Origin of the sequence: Halorussus marinus, from assembly GCF_004521895.1 — an archaeon.
Taxonomy (GTDB): Archaea; Halobacteriota; Halobacteria; order Halobacteriales; family Haladaptataceae; genus Halorussus; species Halorussus marinus.
Map to the genome: position 1 here is coordinate 37,091 of NZ_SBIR01000016.1, position 14,945 is coordinate 52,035.

Here is a 14,945-nt window from a genome sequence, read left to right on the forward strand (position 1 = left end):
TTATGTCTTGCGTTTTCTGTATCCGAAATCGCGGCCACAGACGGTTCTAAGCGGCCGAAAGCTGTCGAGCCGTGCGACGAAAGAAGCGCGTTCGAAACCGCGAGACCGGGTCAGTTGCGCTCGCCGACGCTCACGTCGTTGAGCAGCTGGCGGGTCGGACCCGCACCGCCGAACGGTTCGATGTCGACCCAGTCGTACCAGAAGCGGTCCTTGTAGTCGTGGAACAGCGTCAGCATCGCGACGTCCTCCCAGTTGGCCTCCTCCATCTCGATGGCGGCATCGTCGCGGGCCTGCTGGGCCTCGTCGGTCGGCTGGGGGTTGCTCGAGATGGTCTGCCAGGCCTCGGCCGCCCGGTCGGACGCGTCGGTCCCCTGCCAGTTGATGTAGGAAACGGGTGCGTCCGAGGAGGTGTCGGTTTGGGGCGGGTTGAGCAGCTGGAGGAAGTTGTCCGGCGCGGGCCAGTCCATGAGCCAGCCGAGCGTGTACACTTCGAGCTTGCCGTTGAGCCCCTGCTTGCGCAACGCCGCGAACGGCGCGACGTCGACGGTGACGTCGATGTACGCGCTGGTGAGCTTGTCGCGGAGCAGGCGTGCGGTCTCCTGGAAGACCGGCGACGACTCGTAGGCCGTGATCGTGACTTCGGCGCGGTTGTCCTCGCCGTAGCCGGCCTCCTCCATGATCTCGCGGGCCTTGTCGAGGCGGGTCTCGGTGCTACCGTACGGGTAGTCCTTGGCGTGTTCGTCGTAGCCGGTGGCGCCGCCGGGGAAGATCGCCGGCGGAACGAAGTGCGATGCGGGCTTGACGGTGCCCTTGAACACGTCCTCGGCAAGCGACTGGTGGTTGGCCGCGTACGCGAACGCCTGCCGGACGGGCTTGTCGACTTTCTCGACGTTGAATCCGAGGTAGTAGTTGCCGATGGTCGACGTCCGGACCATGTTCACCGTCTCGCCGTTGCGGATCTCTCCGTACGAGCCGAGCGTGGAGGACCCGCCGTTGGCGTCCCCGCCGTCGAGCGACATCTTCGACGGATCGAACTTGTTGGTGGGGATGGGGAAGTAGTCCGCGTTCTTGTTCATCGCGTAGTTGTACCGAGCGTTCGCGTCGGTCACGATGTTCCAATGGATCCCGTCGACCTTCGGGACGGTGCCGTGGTAGTCCTCGAAGCTCTGGGCCATGGCTTCGGTGTCGGGCGACCAGCTCTCGAACTGGAACGGACCCGCGCCGACGGGGTCTTTCCCGAACTCGCCCTGCTCCATCTCGCCCTCGTAGCCCTCGATGTCGCCCACGATTCCTTCGGGGACGACCGCGAAGGACGTGTACGCGATGACTTCGGGGACCGAGTGGAACGGCTCGGAGATGGTCATCTCGACGGTGTAGTCGTCGACGGCCTCGACCGCCATGCTCCCGGGCTTGTAGACCTCTTTTTCCTCGCCGTCGTCGGTGGTCTTGGTGGTCGTCTCGTGCTCGACGCCGATCGAGTCGAGGATGAAGTACGCGCGCTTGGAGGCGTCGGAGGCCGCGAGACGCTCCCACGAGTAGACGACGTCGTCGGCGGTGACGTCGTCGCCGTTGTGGAACGTCGCGTCTTCGTTGAGTTCGAAGGTGTAGGTCTTCAGATCCTCGGAGATCGAGTAGTCCGTCGCCAGACGGGGCTCGACGGTCGCCGTGGCGTTGGCGTAGTTCATCAGGGGCTCGTGGATCTGCTGAATGACCTGCCCCTCGGAGGTGCCCGTCGCCGCGATGGGGTCGAGCGTTGACATCGTGCTGTTCGTCAGCCGGAGGTACGTCCCGTCGAGGTCTTCGGCGACCTCCTCGGTCCCGTCGGTTTCGTTGCCGGCCGACTCGTCGGTCGTCTCGTCGCCGGTGTCGCCGGTACAGCCGGCGAGCGCGACAGCCGATGCCGCACCGCCCGTCGCCTGCAAGAAGCGACGACGGCTCAGATTGTCAGTATCTGTCATCCAACCGCTCCTTGAAAACCGATCCGGATAAATTTACCGTTTGGAATTAGATGTTGCTCTCAGTTTCCGTTCATAACGCGTCGCTGTCGTAGCTTTTCTGCGCTAACCGAGCGCGCGATCGTCGCGCCGACCAGATCTCGGTGTCGGCGCGGTCGTCCCCGGACTCCGAAGCGCGGCCGACCGGCGTCGGCGCCGGGGTCGTTTCGGAGCGTTTATACGCCGTGATACCAAGTGTCACATATGGCCCCCAACACGGCCACCGCGTCCGAAGCTCTCGCAGAGCGCGAAGTCATGGCCTCGGTCGACGACGACGGACGGACGGAGCGACTCATCATCGCTGACACCACCGCAGATGGGGCGTGGCTTTCGATCCCGGTATCGGAGGGCGTCTCTCTCCGAGAGTGGGAGTAATCGGTCGGACCCGACAGCAGGGGGACGACGGCATCGGTCCCGGGGCGGTAACGCGCCAATACTCAACCTTTTTGCCGCAGGTGTTCGTTCTCGTGAGTATGAACTACCGGGAGGTCTCAGGGGATCGCGAGTTCGTCGCTCGACTGGGCCACGGCGAGGACTGGCGTTCGGAGATCGAGTCGCTGGCCGACGAGGCGGACGTCGACGCCGCGTGGTTCCTCGCCATGGGCGCGGTCCAGGACGCGACCGTCTGGTTCTACGACCAGACCGAACTCGAGTACACCGAAGTCGAGTTCGACGAACCGCTCGAAGTCGCCGCGTGCGTCGGGAACGTCGCGTGGCTCGACGGCGAGCGGTTCGCCCACACCCACGCCGTGCTCTCGCGCCGGAGCGGCCAGACGCTCGCGGGCCACCTCGACTCGGCGACCGTGTTCGCCGGCGAACTCTACATGCGGAGCTTCGAGAGCGAGCTGACCCGCAACCACGACGAGCCCACCGACCTCGACCTCTGGCTATAATGCGGCCGGAAGACGAACGCTACTTCGAACGGGTCGAATCCGACCTCGACGAGGCCTTCGAAGTCGCCCGCAGAGCGCGCGCAGACAGCGCCGACCCCAAGCCCGAGGTCGAGATTCCGGTCGCGAAAGACATGGCCGACCGGGTCGAGAACATCCTCGGCATCGAGGGCGTGGCCGAGCGCGTCCGCGAACTCGAAGGCGAGATGTCCCGCGAGGAGGCGGCGCTCGAACTCGCCGCGGACTTCGCGGAGGGACGGGTCGGCGACTACGAGTCGAAGGCCGGCAAGGTCGAGGGCGCGGTCCGGACCGCGGTCGCGCTACTCACCGAGGGCGTGGTCGCCGCGCCGATCGAGGGGATCGACCGGGTCGAACTGCTCGAAAACGACGACGGCACCGAGTTCGTCAACGTCTACTACGCCGGGCCGATCCGATCGGCCGGGGGGACCGCACAGGCGCTGTCGGTCCTCGTGGCCGACTACACCCGGGCGCTCATCGGCGTCGACGAGTACAAGCCCCGAGACGACGAGATCGAGCGCTACGCCGAGGAGATCGGCCTCTACGACAAGGAGACCGGCCTCCAGTACACGCCCAAGGACAAGGAGTCGAAGTTCATCGCCGAGCACATGCCCATCATGCTCGACGGCGAGGCGACCGGCGACGAGGAGGTCTCGGGGTTCCGGGACCTCGAACGGGTCGACACCAACAACGCCCGGGGCGGGATGTGTCTCGTGCTCGCGGAGGGCATCGCGCTGAAGGCGCCGAAGATACAGCGCTACACCCGGAATCTCGAGGAGGTCGACTGGCCGTGGCTACAGGACCTCATCGACGGCACCATCGGAAACGACGACGGCGACGACGCCGAGAGCGAAGACCGAGACGACGCGGCCGGCGACGACGACGCCGAGGCCGAAGACCGAGACGACGCGGCCGGCCCGCCCCGCGTCGAGCCCGCCACGAAGTTCCTCAGGGACCTCATCGCGGGCCGTCCGGTGTTCGGCCACCCGAGCGAGGCCGGAGGGTTCCGGCTTCGGTACGGCCGGGCGCGCAACCACGGGTTCGCGACCGCCGGCGTCCACCCCGCCACGATGCACCTCGTCGACGACTTTCTGGCGACCGGCACCCAGATCAAGACCGAGCGGCCCGGCAAGGCCGCCGGCGTCGTGCCCGTCGACTCCATCGAGGGGCCGACGGTGAAGCTGGCGAACGGCGACGTGCGCCGGATCGACGACCCCGAACAGGCCCTCGAACTCCGCAACGGGGTCGAGGCAATCCTCGACCTCGGGGAGTATCTCGTCAACTACGGCGAGTTCGTCGAGAACAACCATCCGCTCGCGCCCGCCTCCTACACCGTCGAGTGGTGGGTGCAGGACTTCGAGGCGTCGGGCGCCGACGTGCAGGCGATGCGCGACTCGCCCCGCGTCGACCTCGACGACCCCGACGCCGACGAGGCCTTAGAGTGGGCCGGCGAGTACGACTGCCCGCTCCACCCGAAGTACACCTACCTCTGGCACGACATCACCGTCGATCAGTTCGAGGCGCTGGCCGACGCGGTGGTCGCGGGCGACCTCGACGACGGGACGCTCGTGGTCGAAAACACCGATCCCGTCCGGGAGGCCCTCGAAAAACTGCTCGTCCGTCACTCGGAGGGCGACGAGCGCATCCGGATCCGCGAGTGGCTCGCGCTCGCGCGCTCGCTGGGGCTGAGCGCCGACCGCGAGCGGACGTGGGAGGAGCTCTCTACGACCGCCCGCGAGTGGGGCGAAGCCGAGTCGGGCGACAACGCGGTGAAGGCCGCCAACGAAGTCGCGCCGTTCGAGATCCGCGAGCGCGCCCCGACCCGGATCGGCAACCGGATGGGCCGCCCCGAGAAGTCCGAGTCTCGGGAGCTCTCGCCGGCGGTCCACACCCTCTTTCCCATCGGCGAGGCCGGCGGGAGCCAGCGCGACGTGGTGGCGGCCGCCGCACACGCCGAGGGGATGGCCGACACCCCCGGGGAGGTCGAGGTGCAGGTCGGCCGCCGGGAGTGTGCCGACTGTGGCGAGCACACCTTCAAGACGACGTGTCCGGACTGCGACGGCAACACCGTCCCGCACTTCACCTGTCCGGACTGTGGCTCGGTGGTGGAACTCGACGAGTCGGGGCGGGCGGTCTGTGACCGCTGTGAGGTCGAGGCCTCGTCGGTCGAGACCCGCGTCGTCGACGTGAACGACGAACTCCGGTCGGCGCTGGCGGCGGTCGGCGAGCGCGAGAACGTCTTCGACATGCTCAAAGGCGTCAAGGGGCTGTCGTCGTCGTACAAGACGCCCGAGCCGATCGAGAAGGGCATCCTCCGGGCGAAACACGGCGTCTCCTCGTTCAAAGACGGGACGGTCCGGTACGACATGACCGACCTGCCCGTCACCGCGGTCCGGCCCGCGGAACTCGACGTGAGCGCCGACCGCTTCCGGGCGCTCGGCTACGAAGAGGACATCCACGGCGAACCGCTTCGCCACGACGACCAGCTGGTCGAGCTCAAGGTTCAGGACGTCGTGCTCTCGGACGGCGCGGCCGAGCACATGCTCAAGACCGCGGACTTCGTCGACGACCTGCTCGAGAGCTACTACGGGCTCGACGCCTTCTACGAGGTCGAGGAGCGCGACGACCTCGTCGGCGAACTGGTCTTCGGGATGGCGCCCCACACCTCGGCGGCCGTGGTGGGGCGGGTCGTGGGGTTCACGAGCGCGGCGGTCGGCTACGCGCATCCGTACTTTCACGCCGCGAAGCGTCGCAACTGCTTCCATCCCGAGACGAAGGTCTGGTACGAAGACGAGTCAGGGGAATGGCACCACAACCCAATCGAGACCCTCGTCGAGGAACGGCTCGACCCTGAAACCGCGGACGAGGACAGTTTCGGCGCGCTCGTCCAGCACCTCGACGGCGACGTATTCGTCCCATCCATCACTGAAGGCGGCAAGCAGACTCTCCGGCGGATCGAAACAATCTCGGAACACCCCTCGTCCGACCACCTCGTGCGCGTCGAAACCAAAAGCGGCCGCGAACTGACCGTGACGCCGGACCACTCGATGCGACGCTGGAAAGACGGCAGCGTCGAGCGCGTCACGGCCCACCGTCTCACCGAGGGCGACGCGATACCCGCACCGAAGCAGGTCCCGGTCGACGGTTCGGTCGAGACGTACGACTTGCTCGCCGAGTTCCTCGACGCCAACTCTATCCCGAACGAAGACCTGACGATTCGCGGAATCGGGGAAGCCAACCTGAAGGAACTGCTAGCCGACGCAACCAACGCGGATAGCTACCTGAAGCCCGTCGCGGATCAGCTCGGCCTGAACGACTCGACGGTGTACAACTGGATATCCCGCGACAGCATCCCCGCGAGCGCACTCCTCAAATTTTTCAACCGCGAGACTGTTCTCGACCAGGTTCCCGACGGCGTTACGCTCGGTGTTCGACGCGATACCGCGGAGGTTTCTCGCTTTTTCGATGTCGACGAATCCGTCGGCACGCTGCTCGGCTACTACGCAGCGGAAGGCTTCACGCGGAAGGAGAAGGGATCATTCTACCAGACGACCATCTGCACGCCAGACGAGGCTCCTCGAAAGGAGCTGGCAGAGACGTTCGAGGAGACGCTGAACGTCGACGCATTCGAGGAGAACGAGTGGAAGGTCACGGTGTCCAGTCGCCTTGTGACGTCCCTGTTTGCGGATGTCCTCGACGCCGGTAGCCGCGCCCAGACGAAACGAATCCCGGACTGCATCCTTTCCGCGCCGGACTCCGTACTACGCTCATTCCTCGCAGCGTACTTCTCGGGCGACGGCAGCACCGCGAGCGACCGCGTTGAGGTGCGTGCGCACACCGTCAGCGATGACCTCAAGTCGGACCTCGTCGCGGCCCTCAAACGGTTCGGTGTCGGCGCGAAAACGTACGGGGAAGAGCGAACACCCAAGACCGGCGCGGTCGCAAATTTCTACGACGAGTCCAAATCATTCGAGACGTGGGTGCTGAAGATCACCTCGCAGAACGCGGTTCGGTTCGCAGACCGGGTGGGTTTCGATCTCGATCGAAAATCCGAGACGCTTGACGATGCTGTTGAAGATATCGAAACGCGAACACAACGCCTCTTCGGTGACGGCGGCGACGTATGGCTTGACGAGATCGTCAGTATAGAGGTCGTTGAATCGTCCGTCGAACACACGTATTGTGTCACCGTCGAGGATACTCACACGCTCGTCGCGGACGACGTGTTCGTCGGCCAGTGCGACGGCGACGAGGACTGCGTCATGCTGTTGATGGACGGCCTGCTAAACTTCAGCAAGGAGTTTCTCCCCGACCAGCGCGGCGGCCAGATGGACGCGCCGCTGGTCATGTCCTCGCGGATCGACCCCTCCGAGATCGACGACGAGGCCCACAACATGGACATCGTCCGGGAGTACCCACGGGAGTTCTACGAGGCGACTCGGGAGCTGGCCGACCCCGGCGAGGTCGAGGACGTGATGACCATCGCCGAGGAGAACCTCGGCACCGACCGGGAGTACACCGACTTCCACCACAGCCACGACGTGACCGACATCGCGATGGGACCGGACCTCTCGGCGTACAAGACGCTGGGGTCGATGATGGACAAGATGGACGCCCAGCTCGAACTCGCCCGGAAGCTCTACGCGGTCGACGAGACCGACGTCGCCGAGCGCGTGATCGAGTACCACTTCCTGCCGGACCTCATCGGCAACCTCCGGGCGTTCTCACGACAGGAGACCAGATGTCTCGACTGCGGCGAGAAGTACCGCCGGATGCCCCTGACCGAAGAGTGTCGGGAGTGTGGCGGCCGAGTGAACCTGACGGTCCACCAGGGGTCGGTCAACAAGTACATGGAGACCGCGATCCAGGTGGCCGAGACCTACGACTGTCGAGAGTACACCAAACAGCGCCTCGAAATCATGGACCGGCGGCTGTCGAGCATCTTCGAGAACGACAAGAACAAGCAGGGGAGCATCGCGGACTTCATGTGAACCTTTTGCTGCGGGCGCGCCCCGAGCGGCGCGCCCTTGCAAAACGTTCATGAAAAGCGCGGCGTTCCTCCCTGCGGTCGTCACTTGGCCCGCTCGCTCGGGCTCTGCCCTCGCTCGCGGTCGGACTCGCGGCGATCACCGCGACCGTACCGCGACCGCACTGCGACCGTACCGCGACCGCACTGCGACCGTACCGCGACCGCACTGCGATCGTACCGCCATAGCGACGCGACCGCAGGCGGTCTACCGCCCCTCCGCGAGCCGACTGCCGATCCGGGAGGGGAGACCCGCCTCCTCGACCGCGCGCTGGACCGCCTCGATGTCGTATTCCACGCGACGTTCCTCGACGGTCAGATCGTCGAGGTCCAGAATCGCGTAGGCGGCGCGGGGATCGCTGTCGCGGGGCTGGCCGACGCTCCCGGGATTCAAGACGACGCCCTCGTCGTACACCTCGTGGTGCTGGACGTGGGTGTGACCCATGATCAGCGCGTCCTCCTCGCCGAGGAGGTCCGGACCGAACTCGTGGGGGCGAGTGTAGTGGTCGGGGTCCTCGGGATGGCCGTGGACGATCTTCAGCCGATCGTCGAACTCGCGGCGCTCGTCGGGGAGCTCGGCGAGCCACGCGCGCTGGTCGTCCGAGAGGCGTTCGTCGGCGTGTTCGACGCCCGCCTTCGCCATCGCGTTGAACCGGAAGGCGGTGCCGGTGGCGACCGCCCGATCGTGGTTGCCCATCACCGTCGGGACGCCGCGGGTCCGGATCGCCTCGACGCACTCGGCGGGCCACGGGTTGTACCCGACCACGTCGCCGGCGCAGACGAGCGCGTCGACGTCGGGGAGGTCCGCGAGCACGGCTTCGAGCGCGATCTCGTTCGAGTGGACGTCCGAGAGAACGCCGACCTTCATGGTCGACCGATGGGTCGCCCGCGACTTAGTTCCCGTTCTCGATCGCGAGCGAGAAGCCGTCCTCGGCGCGGGCGAGCCCGGCCGCACACACCGCGTGTTCGAACTCGAGGTCGTAGACCTCGCGGGCGGCGTCGGCGGCCGTCGACGCCTCGAGGTCGAACGCCTCGGGCGCGTCCTTCTCGTAAGTCGCCACGAGCGTCGGCTCGTCGACCTCGCGGACCAACAGCGCGTCCCGGCGGACGGTTCCGACGAACGCCCCGTCGTCGCCGACGACGCCCGCGATGCGGGGCGTGTCGTAGTCGTCTTTCTCGTAGTCCAGCGCGAGCAGGCTCTCGGCGAGCGCGTCGCGCGCCGGGTAACCGAGATCGAGTTTCTCGGTGATCGGATCGACGTGCGAGCCGTTGCCGACGACCGCCGACTCGCCGGTCGTCCGGACGCAGTTGTACGAGACGTACGGGTTGTCAGTCTCGGGCGCGTCGGTGGTCGGCGCGACCGTCAGTGCCGCCTCGCGCTCGACGACGCGTCGGTTCGGGAACGACCGCGAGGAGACGCGGTAGGCCGCCAGTTCGGGCGCGACGATCAGAAACCGTCCGATGTACATACACGAACGTGTGTACTTTTCGGCCAAATACGTGTTGGTTCATGCACGGACGAGGAACAGTTCGGGAACGGGAGGCCGCCCGACGAAACTGCGGTCGGCGCGGACCGAACGAGAGTGAGAAACCGTCGCAGGGCGGACCGAACGCGCAACGCTTACAATCCCCCGGCGACTACCCGAGAGTGCAGAGTCCCATGGGGTAGTGGCCAATCCTGAAGCCTTCTGGGGGCTTCGACCCAGGTTCGAATCCTGGTGGGACTATTCTTGGTTTCCCGTCGACTCCGAGCGAATTCTTACTTTCGAGTTTCGACCTCGGCATCGAGCGCCGTCTCGTCGGGGTTTCGCCTCCGAGGAGAGCGATACCGAAAGAGATTAAATAGTCCGTTCCGAAGCCGACAAAGCGCAGAAATCGGATCGTACGGGCTCTTATACCCCCTCGAAAGCCCCGGCTCTGTCTCCCGATTCAACCCCTTCGTTTCGACTGGAGACGAGGACCGGGCCCGCCACAGCTAGTTCGAGTTCGCGTTCGACTCGTCGGTCGCGTCTCCGTCGAGCGCCCCGAGGTCGCGCTGGTCGTTGTACTCCTCGGGTCCCGCCGCCGCGCCGGTGATCTCGCCGTATATCGCTTCGCGGGCCTCGTCGGCGGACTCGAACCGCTCGTCGACCAGCCGATCGAACACGCTCCCGAGCGATTCGGTCTCGTTCGGGAGATCGAGGGGCTGGTCGCCGTACTCGGCCGCCAGTTCCTCGCTGGTCGCGGGGTACTTGTGTTCGCCGAGCAGTTCGCCGGCCTCCCCGAGCATCGACTCGATGCTCTCGGTCCGCTCGCGCCGGCGTTCGCGGGCGCGTCGCTGCTCTTTCTCGGCGTCCGGATCGTAGTCGGACATGGATTCGGCTACGGTCGTGACGTCCCTAACCTTGCTGGCTGTCGAGTCGGCGAGCGCTCGGCGCGGCCGGCCTCGACGAAGGTCACTTCTCCACGTCGAGCAGGGCGACTCGCTCGCGGACGAGCGCCGCGAGCGTCGCGTCGGTGGCGGCGAGTTCGGCGTCCGAGACGTCGAAAAACTCCCGAACCGCCGGGGTGTCGATGCGGTCGGACGAAGCGGCGTCCGGGTCGGTCGAGGCCAGCAGGTCTCGGATCGCGTCGGCCGCGGCGGCCTCGTCGGCCGCCGGGTCGAGACCGTTCACGGCGACCGCCACGGGCGCGTCGCCCTCGCCGACCCCTAGACGGAGCGCGCGGTTGATCTGGCGTCGCCCCGCGGCGTACAGCAGTATCTCGACTGCGGGGTCGCGAGCGACGTTCTCGCCTCGCTCGAACGCGCGGTCGGCGTGCTCGACCGCCGCCCGGAGATGTGACTCGCCGACGACGAGGTCGGCGTCGACCGCTTGGACCGCACAGTCGTGCTCGTCGCCGATCGCACTCAACCGGTCGAGAAAGCGATCGAGGTCCGCGATCTCGGCCCGGCCGTCGACGATCTTCATCGGTCGGCCCCCGTCATTCGAAATCACCGAGGCTCTGCTGGCCGCCGTCGCCGGCGTCCGCCGACGGCTCGGTGTCGAGTTCGGCGTCGGCCTCCACGCCGGTCAGGTCGGGGTCCTTGCGGCCGACGTTTTCGAGGATGGTCTCGGCGGTCTTCGTGCGGCCCCGGACCGCCCCGAGAACGACCGACTTGTCGGCCTCCCGGAGATCTGCTCGCGACTCGACGCCGGCCTCGTAGAGCCGCCGGGCGCGCTTGCGACCGACGTTCCGGACGCCCGCGAGGTCCAACAGCTCCTCGCGGACGCCGTACTCGACGCGCTTGCGCGCCTCCCGGATCGCGGGCCCACATTCGAGGTCGAGTTCGCCCGCCAGTCGCTCGGCGGCGTTGAGCAGCCACTCGGCGGTCTCGACCTTCCCGCGGATGTCGCCCGGGCCGACGCCGTAGCGCTCGGCGATGGCGTCCTCGTCGGTCTCGGACGCCCAGTCTTCGAGCATCCGGGCGGTCTTGAGCGCCGAGAGCCAGTCTTCGAACGCGCCGTCGTCGAACTCCGAGGGCATCGAGCCGAGGAACTCCGTCTCGCGCTCGTAGGCGAGTTCGGTGTACTCCTCGCGGTCGCCCGACCGGAGGTAGAGTTCGTACATGTCGGGCGTGCGCGCGACGAGGTGGTAGAGCCCGAACGCTGTCGGGCGGTCCTCGGCGTCCCGTAGCCCGTAGATGATCTCGGCCGCGCTCATCGGGTCGACGTACAACTGTGAGACGCGGTGGCCGAGACCGGTCGCGCGCAGGCCCCCGTTCTCGCGTGCGAGAAACTCGTTGCGTTCGAGGTAGTCCAGAACGTTCTGTGTCACCGTTTCGAGCCGGCCCGTCTCGTCGGTCTGGGTGGCGTAGAGAGTGCGTTCGAGGAACGACACCAGCTCGTCTTCGGTGTCGGCGAACCCCGTCGCGACGGTCGCGAGGATGTGAGTCCGGAGCGCGGGCTCGGCCGCGAGTTTGGAGCGCACCGGCTCGGGGTCGGCCCAGACGTAGCGCTCGAACAGCTCGTCGAGCTCGTCGTGGCTGTTGGCGATGAGCACCGCCTCGCCGTAGGGGTCCAGTCCCGGCCGGCCGGCCCGGCCGAACATCTGGTGGACCTCCAGCACGTCGAGGGGCGCCATCCCGCCGACGTCGCCGTCGTAGCGCCGCCAGTCCCTGACGATGACCCGACGGGACGGGGTGTTCACCCCCGCCGCGAGCGTGGGCGTCGCGGAGATGACTTTCACGAGTCGGTCGCGGAAGGCGTCTTCGACGAGCGCGCGGTGGTCGCTCGCGAGCCCGGCGTGGTGAAACGCCGCGCCCTTCGCGACGGCGTCGGCGAGGTCCTCGCTGGTCTGGGTGTCGCTCGCCTCCCGGATCTCGTCGGCGATCTCCGCGAGCCGGTCGCGCTCCTCGGGGTCGAGGTGGTCGCGGGTCACGTCCGCGAGTCGGCGCGCCGAGGCCTCGGCGTTGCGCCGAGAGTTGACGAACACCAGCGACGATCCCTCGTCGGTCAGGGTATCCTCGACGAGGGCGGCGGTCGCCTTCTCGTTGCCCCGCGAGATCTGGGTCTTCGAGCCGTCGTCGAAGTGGAGCGCCTGCCCGTAGAGGACCCCCGATCGGAGTTCGATCGGCCGCCACGTCGAGTCGACCAGCGTCGCGTCGAGCCAGTCGGCGATCTCGTCGGCGTTGCCGACCGTCGCCGAGAGCGCGACCGTCTGGAGGTCCTCGTTGAGCTTGCGGAGCTTCGCGAGGGTGACTTCGAGCGTCGGGCCGCGGTTGGGGTCGTCGACGAGATGGACCTCGTCGGCGACCACGCAGGTCAGGTCGTCGACCCATTGGGCGCCGTTCCGGACGAGCGAGTCGACCTTCTCGCTGGTGGCGACGATGATGTCCTTGCTCGCCAGCCAGTCGCCGTCGCTGTCGTAGTTGCCGGTCGAGACGCCCACGTCGATCCCGTACTGCTCGAACTCCTCGAACTCGGCCTTCTTTTCGCTGGCGAGCGCCCGGAGCGGAACGATGTAGAGGGCCTTCCCGCCGCGGGCGACGCTGGTGAGCATCGCGAGTTGCGCGATGAGGGTCTTACCGCTGGCGGTGGGGACGCTGGCGACCACGCTCTCGCCGTCGGCGACGCCGGCCTCGACGGCCTCGCCCTGTGGCGGGTAGAGCTCCTCGATGCCCTGCTCGCGGAAGTGGTCGGCGACGTCCTCGGGGAGACCGTCGATGTCGGCGATCTCGACGCTCACGGGGTCCACCTCCGGCGTCGGGGGACGAACGCGTTCATTACACCCGCTTTGGCGCGTCTCGTGGTTTAAACTGTCGGGTCGATGTGGGCGAGATTCGGGGGCCCGAAGGCGGATCGTGTGTCCGTACTCGGGCCTCGAACCGACCACCAACTCCGGGACCTGCACCGGGCATCTGAGGGCTCGGCGCGAGGTTGGGTCGCGGTGATTCATAAGCGACGGGAGTCGCTGGCGGTTCGTCGCCGCGAGTGTTCGGAGTCGTTGGTCCGCGGGTTCGGTGTCGCCGAAGACGCATACGGGAGTCCGCCATCGCTTTGGGGGTGCCCCCCAAACGTCGAACCATGCGAATCGAGTTCGACCGCGACACCTGCACCGGGATGTTCCAGTGTACCGCCGAGTGGGAAGCCTTCGAGGAGAACCGCGAGGACGGCAAGGCCGACCTCCGGGACGCCGAGGAGGACGAGCCGGACCTGTTCGTCCGCGAAGTGCCCGAGGACGCGGAGTTCGACGCCAAGATGGCCGCCCGCGTCTGTCCCGTCGACGCAATCGAGGTCTACGACGACGACGGCGAGCGACTCGTCCCCTGAGGAAGTTCCACGCGAAACGGAGGGGTCGAGGCCGTCCCGGCCGACAGTGACGACCCGAGCGTCGCGTTCCGAACCACCGACGGCGATGCGACTCGCCGAAAGCCGGCGGGTGCGTCGTCGCGAAAAATCGACCGTCGCTCGCACTCCTCACTCGGTCGTCCACATCTCGACGCCGTCCTCATCGTCGACGGCATCGGGATAGAGCTGTTCCTCCCAGCCGCGTGCGTCCCCGCGCACGTCCCAGTAATCACTCATAGACCTGTTTCAAAATTCGGCGCCAATCTATAAAAATCGTTGGGCGATCGCGACGATTGCCGCGCCGTCCGGGGGCGTCCGTCGCTACGCGAAGGTCTTCTCGGCCCACGTAACCGCGTAGTCGGCGCCGTGATCTCGGTACGTCTCGGTGTCGAGTGCGGCGAACGGCGCGGGGAGTTCGAGGCCGTGTTTGACCGCGCTACAGGCGAACTCCGCCGCCTCGGCGAAGTCGGTCTCCTCGCGGGCCATCGCACCGGGGAGCCCGTCGAGTCTCGGCTCGATCCGCTCGCCCGCATCCTGCCACGCCTCGAACAGCCGGGGGCGCTCGTCGGCCCAGTCGGCGAAGGTCTCGCGGGTGTAGAGACCCCGATAGGCGTCGTACAGCGCCGCCGCGATCTGGTAGACGCTCCCGGCGTCGAACGGGAGCGCCGCGTCGAGGTCGGCGTACCGATCGCCGAAGAACCCGAGGAAGTGCTCGGGGTCGTCCGATCCGACCTCGACGAGCGCCTCCGCGATCAGGAACTCGACGAAGTCGTCGGGCGAGCCCTGCACGCGGGCCTTCACGAACACCGTCGGCGGGACCGTCTGGCGGGTCCACGCCACGCTGCCGTCGCCGGGCATCCCGATCGTGAAGTCCGTCGAGGCGTACCGCCCGAGCAGTTCCGGAGCGTCCTCGGGGAGCCACGACTCGGGAAACGACGACGGATCGAGCGAGTCGACCAGCAGACCGAGATCCTCGGCCTGCGCCGGGGCGAGCGTCTCGAAGTCGGTCCCGCAGTCGAGGACGAGCGCCTCGGGGGCGTGAGCCGCCCGAACGGCCGCCACGTCCTCGGGGAGCGTCCGTTCGTCGAACATCACGCCAGAAGCCAGAGATTGACCAGTAGCGCGACCGCGAGGACCGAAGTGATTCCGACCGTCCCGACCACGATTTTGGTTGCCGTGCTCATGGTCGGGGGTTCGGCCGCGAGGGTTT

12 protein-coding genes and 1 tRNA gene are annotated in these 14,945 nt (G+C 67.1%); 5 read left to right on the forward strand and 8 right to left on the reverse strand.

Annotation, left to right across the window (positions count from 1 at the left end; all coding sequences use genetic code 11):
• Positions 1-110: 110 nt before the first annotated feature.
• Positions 111-1,958 carry an ABC transporter substrate-binding protein gene (locus EPL04_RS17400; RefSeq protein ID WP_134672451.1) on the reverse strand — a complete coding sequence of 616 codons (1,848 nt, stop codon included), beginning with the start codon at positions 1,956-1,958 and terminating at the stop codon, positions 111-113.
• Positions 1,959-2,198: 240 nt separating this feature from the next.
• On the opposite strand from EPL04_RS17400, the gene EPL04_RS18925 reads away from it, so the two are divergent.
• The 3 genes from EPL04_RS18925 to EPL04_RS17410 all read left to right on the forward strand — a co-directional run bounded on the left by EPL04_RS18925 (position 2,199) and on the right by EPL04_RS17410 (position 7,893).
• Positions 2,199-2,369: a DUF7556 family protein gene (locus EPL04_RS18925; protein WP_167599513.1), complete on the forward strand. Its 171-nt coding sequence runs from the start codon at positions 2,199-2,201 to the stop codon at positions 2,367-2,369.
• 98 nt (positions 2,370-2,467) lie between these two features.
• Positions 2,468-2,887, forward strand: a complete 420-nt coding sequence (locus EPL04_RS17405) for a PPC domain-containing DNA-binding protein (protein WP_134672452.1) — start codon at positions 2,468-2,470, stop codon at positions 2,885-2,887.
• Positions 2,887-7,893: a DNA polymerase II large subunit gene (locus EPL04_RS17410; protein ID WP_134672453.1), complete on the forward strand. Its 5,007-nt coding sequence runs from the start codon at positions 2,887-2,889 to the stop codon at positions 7,891-7,893. Before EPL04_RS17405 ends, EPL04_RS17410 begins: the two co-directional genes overlap by 1 nt.
• Positions 7,894-8,136: 243 nt before the next feature.
• Here EPL04_RS17410 and EPL04_RS17415 read toward each other — a convergent pair whose 3' ends face one another.
• Both EPL04_RS17415 and EPL04_RS17420 read right to left on the reverse strand, forming a co-directional pair.
• Positions 8,137-8,796, reverse strand: coding sequence for a metallophosphoesterase family protein (locus EPL04_RS17415; protein WP_134672454.1), 660 nt, complete (start codon positions 8,794-8,796; stop codon positions 8,137-8,139).
• A gap of 25 nt (positions 8,797-8,821) precedes the next feature.
• Entirely contained in the window at positions 8,822-9,397 is a 576-nt protein-coding gene (locus EPL04_RS17420; RefSeq protein WP_134672455.1) for an IMP cyclohydrolase, read from the reverse strand.
• A gap of 185 nt (positions 9,398-9,582) precedes the next feature.
• Between EPL04_RS17420 and EPL04_RS17425 the strand changes: the two genes are divergently transcribed.
• Positions 9,583-9,655, forward strand: a tRNA-Gln gene (locus EPL04_RS17425).
• Between the two features lie 248 nt (positions 9,656-9,903).
• On the opposite strand, the gene EPL04_RS17430 is transcribed toward EPL04_RS17425, so the two are convergent.
• The 3 genes from EPL04_RS17430 to EPL04_RS17440 form a co-directional block, all read right to left on the reverse strand.
• Entirely contained in the window at positions 9,904-10,281 is a 378-nt protein-coding gene (locus EPL04_RS17430) for a DUF5789 family protein (RefSeq protein WP_134672456.1), read from the reverse strand.
• An 82-nt stretch (positions 10,282-10,363) separates the two neighbouring features.
• On the reverse strand, positions 10,364-10,876 hold the full coding sequence (cgi121, locus tag EPL04_RS17435; protein ID WP_134672457.1) for a KEOPS complex subunit Cgi121: 513 nt from the start codon (positions 10,874-10,876) through the stop codon (positions 10,364-10,366).
• Positions 10,877-10,889: 13 nt separating this feature from the next.
• Positions 10,890-13,133 (reverse strand): ATP-dependent DNA helicase, encoded by a 2,244-nt coding sequence (locus EPL04_RS17440; protein ID WP_134672458.1) that lies wholly within the window; start codon positions 13,131-13,133, stop codon positions 10,890-10,892.
• A gap of 338 nt (positions 13,134-13,471) precedes the next feature.
• On the opposite strand from EPL04_RS17440, the gene EPL04_RS17445 reads away from it, so the two are divergent.
• Complete coding sequence (locus EPL04_RS17445) at positions 13,472-13,717, forward strand: ferredoxin (RefSeq protein WP_134672459.1); 246 nt, start codon at positions 13,472-13,474, stop codon at positions 13,715-13,717.
• 339 nt (positions 13,718-14,056) lie between these two features.
• On the opposite strand, the gene EPL04_RS17450 is transcribed toward EPL04_RS17445, so the two are convergent.
• Positions 14,057-14,827, reverse strand: a complete 771-nt coding sequence (locus tag EPL04_RS17450; protein ID WP_134672460.1) for a DUF7089 family protein — start codon at positions 14,825-14,827, stop codon at positions 14,057-14,059.
• On the reverse strand, positions 14,827-14,919 hold the full coding sequence (locus EPL04_RS19550) for a hypothetical protein (protein ID WP_449272295.1): 93 nt from the start codon (positions 14,917-14,919) through the stop codon (positions 14,827-14,829). The genes EPL04_RS17450 and EPL04_RS19550 overlap by 1 nt, the downstream gene beginning before the upstream one ends.
• Between the last annotated feature and the right edge of the window lie 26 nt (positions 14,920-14,945).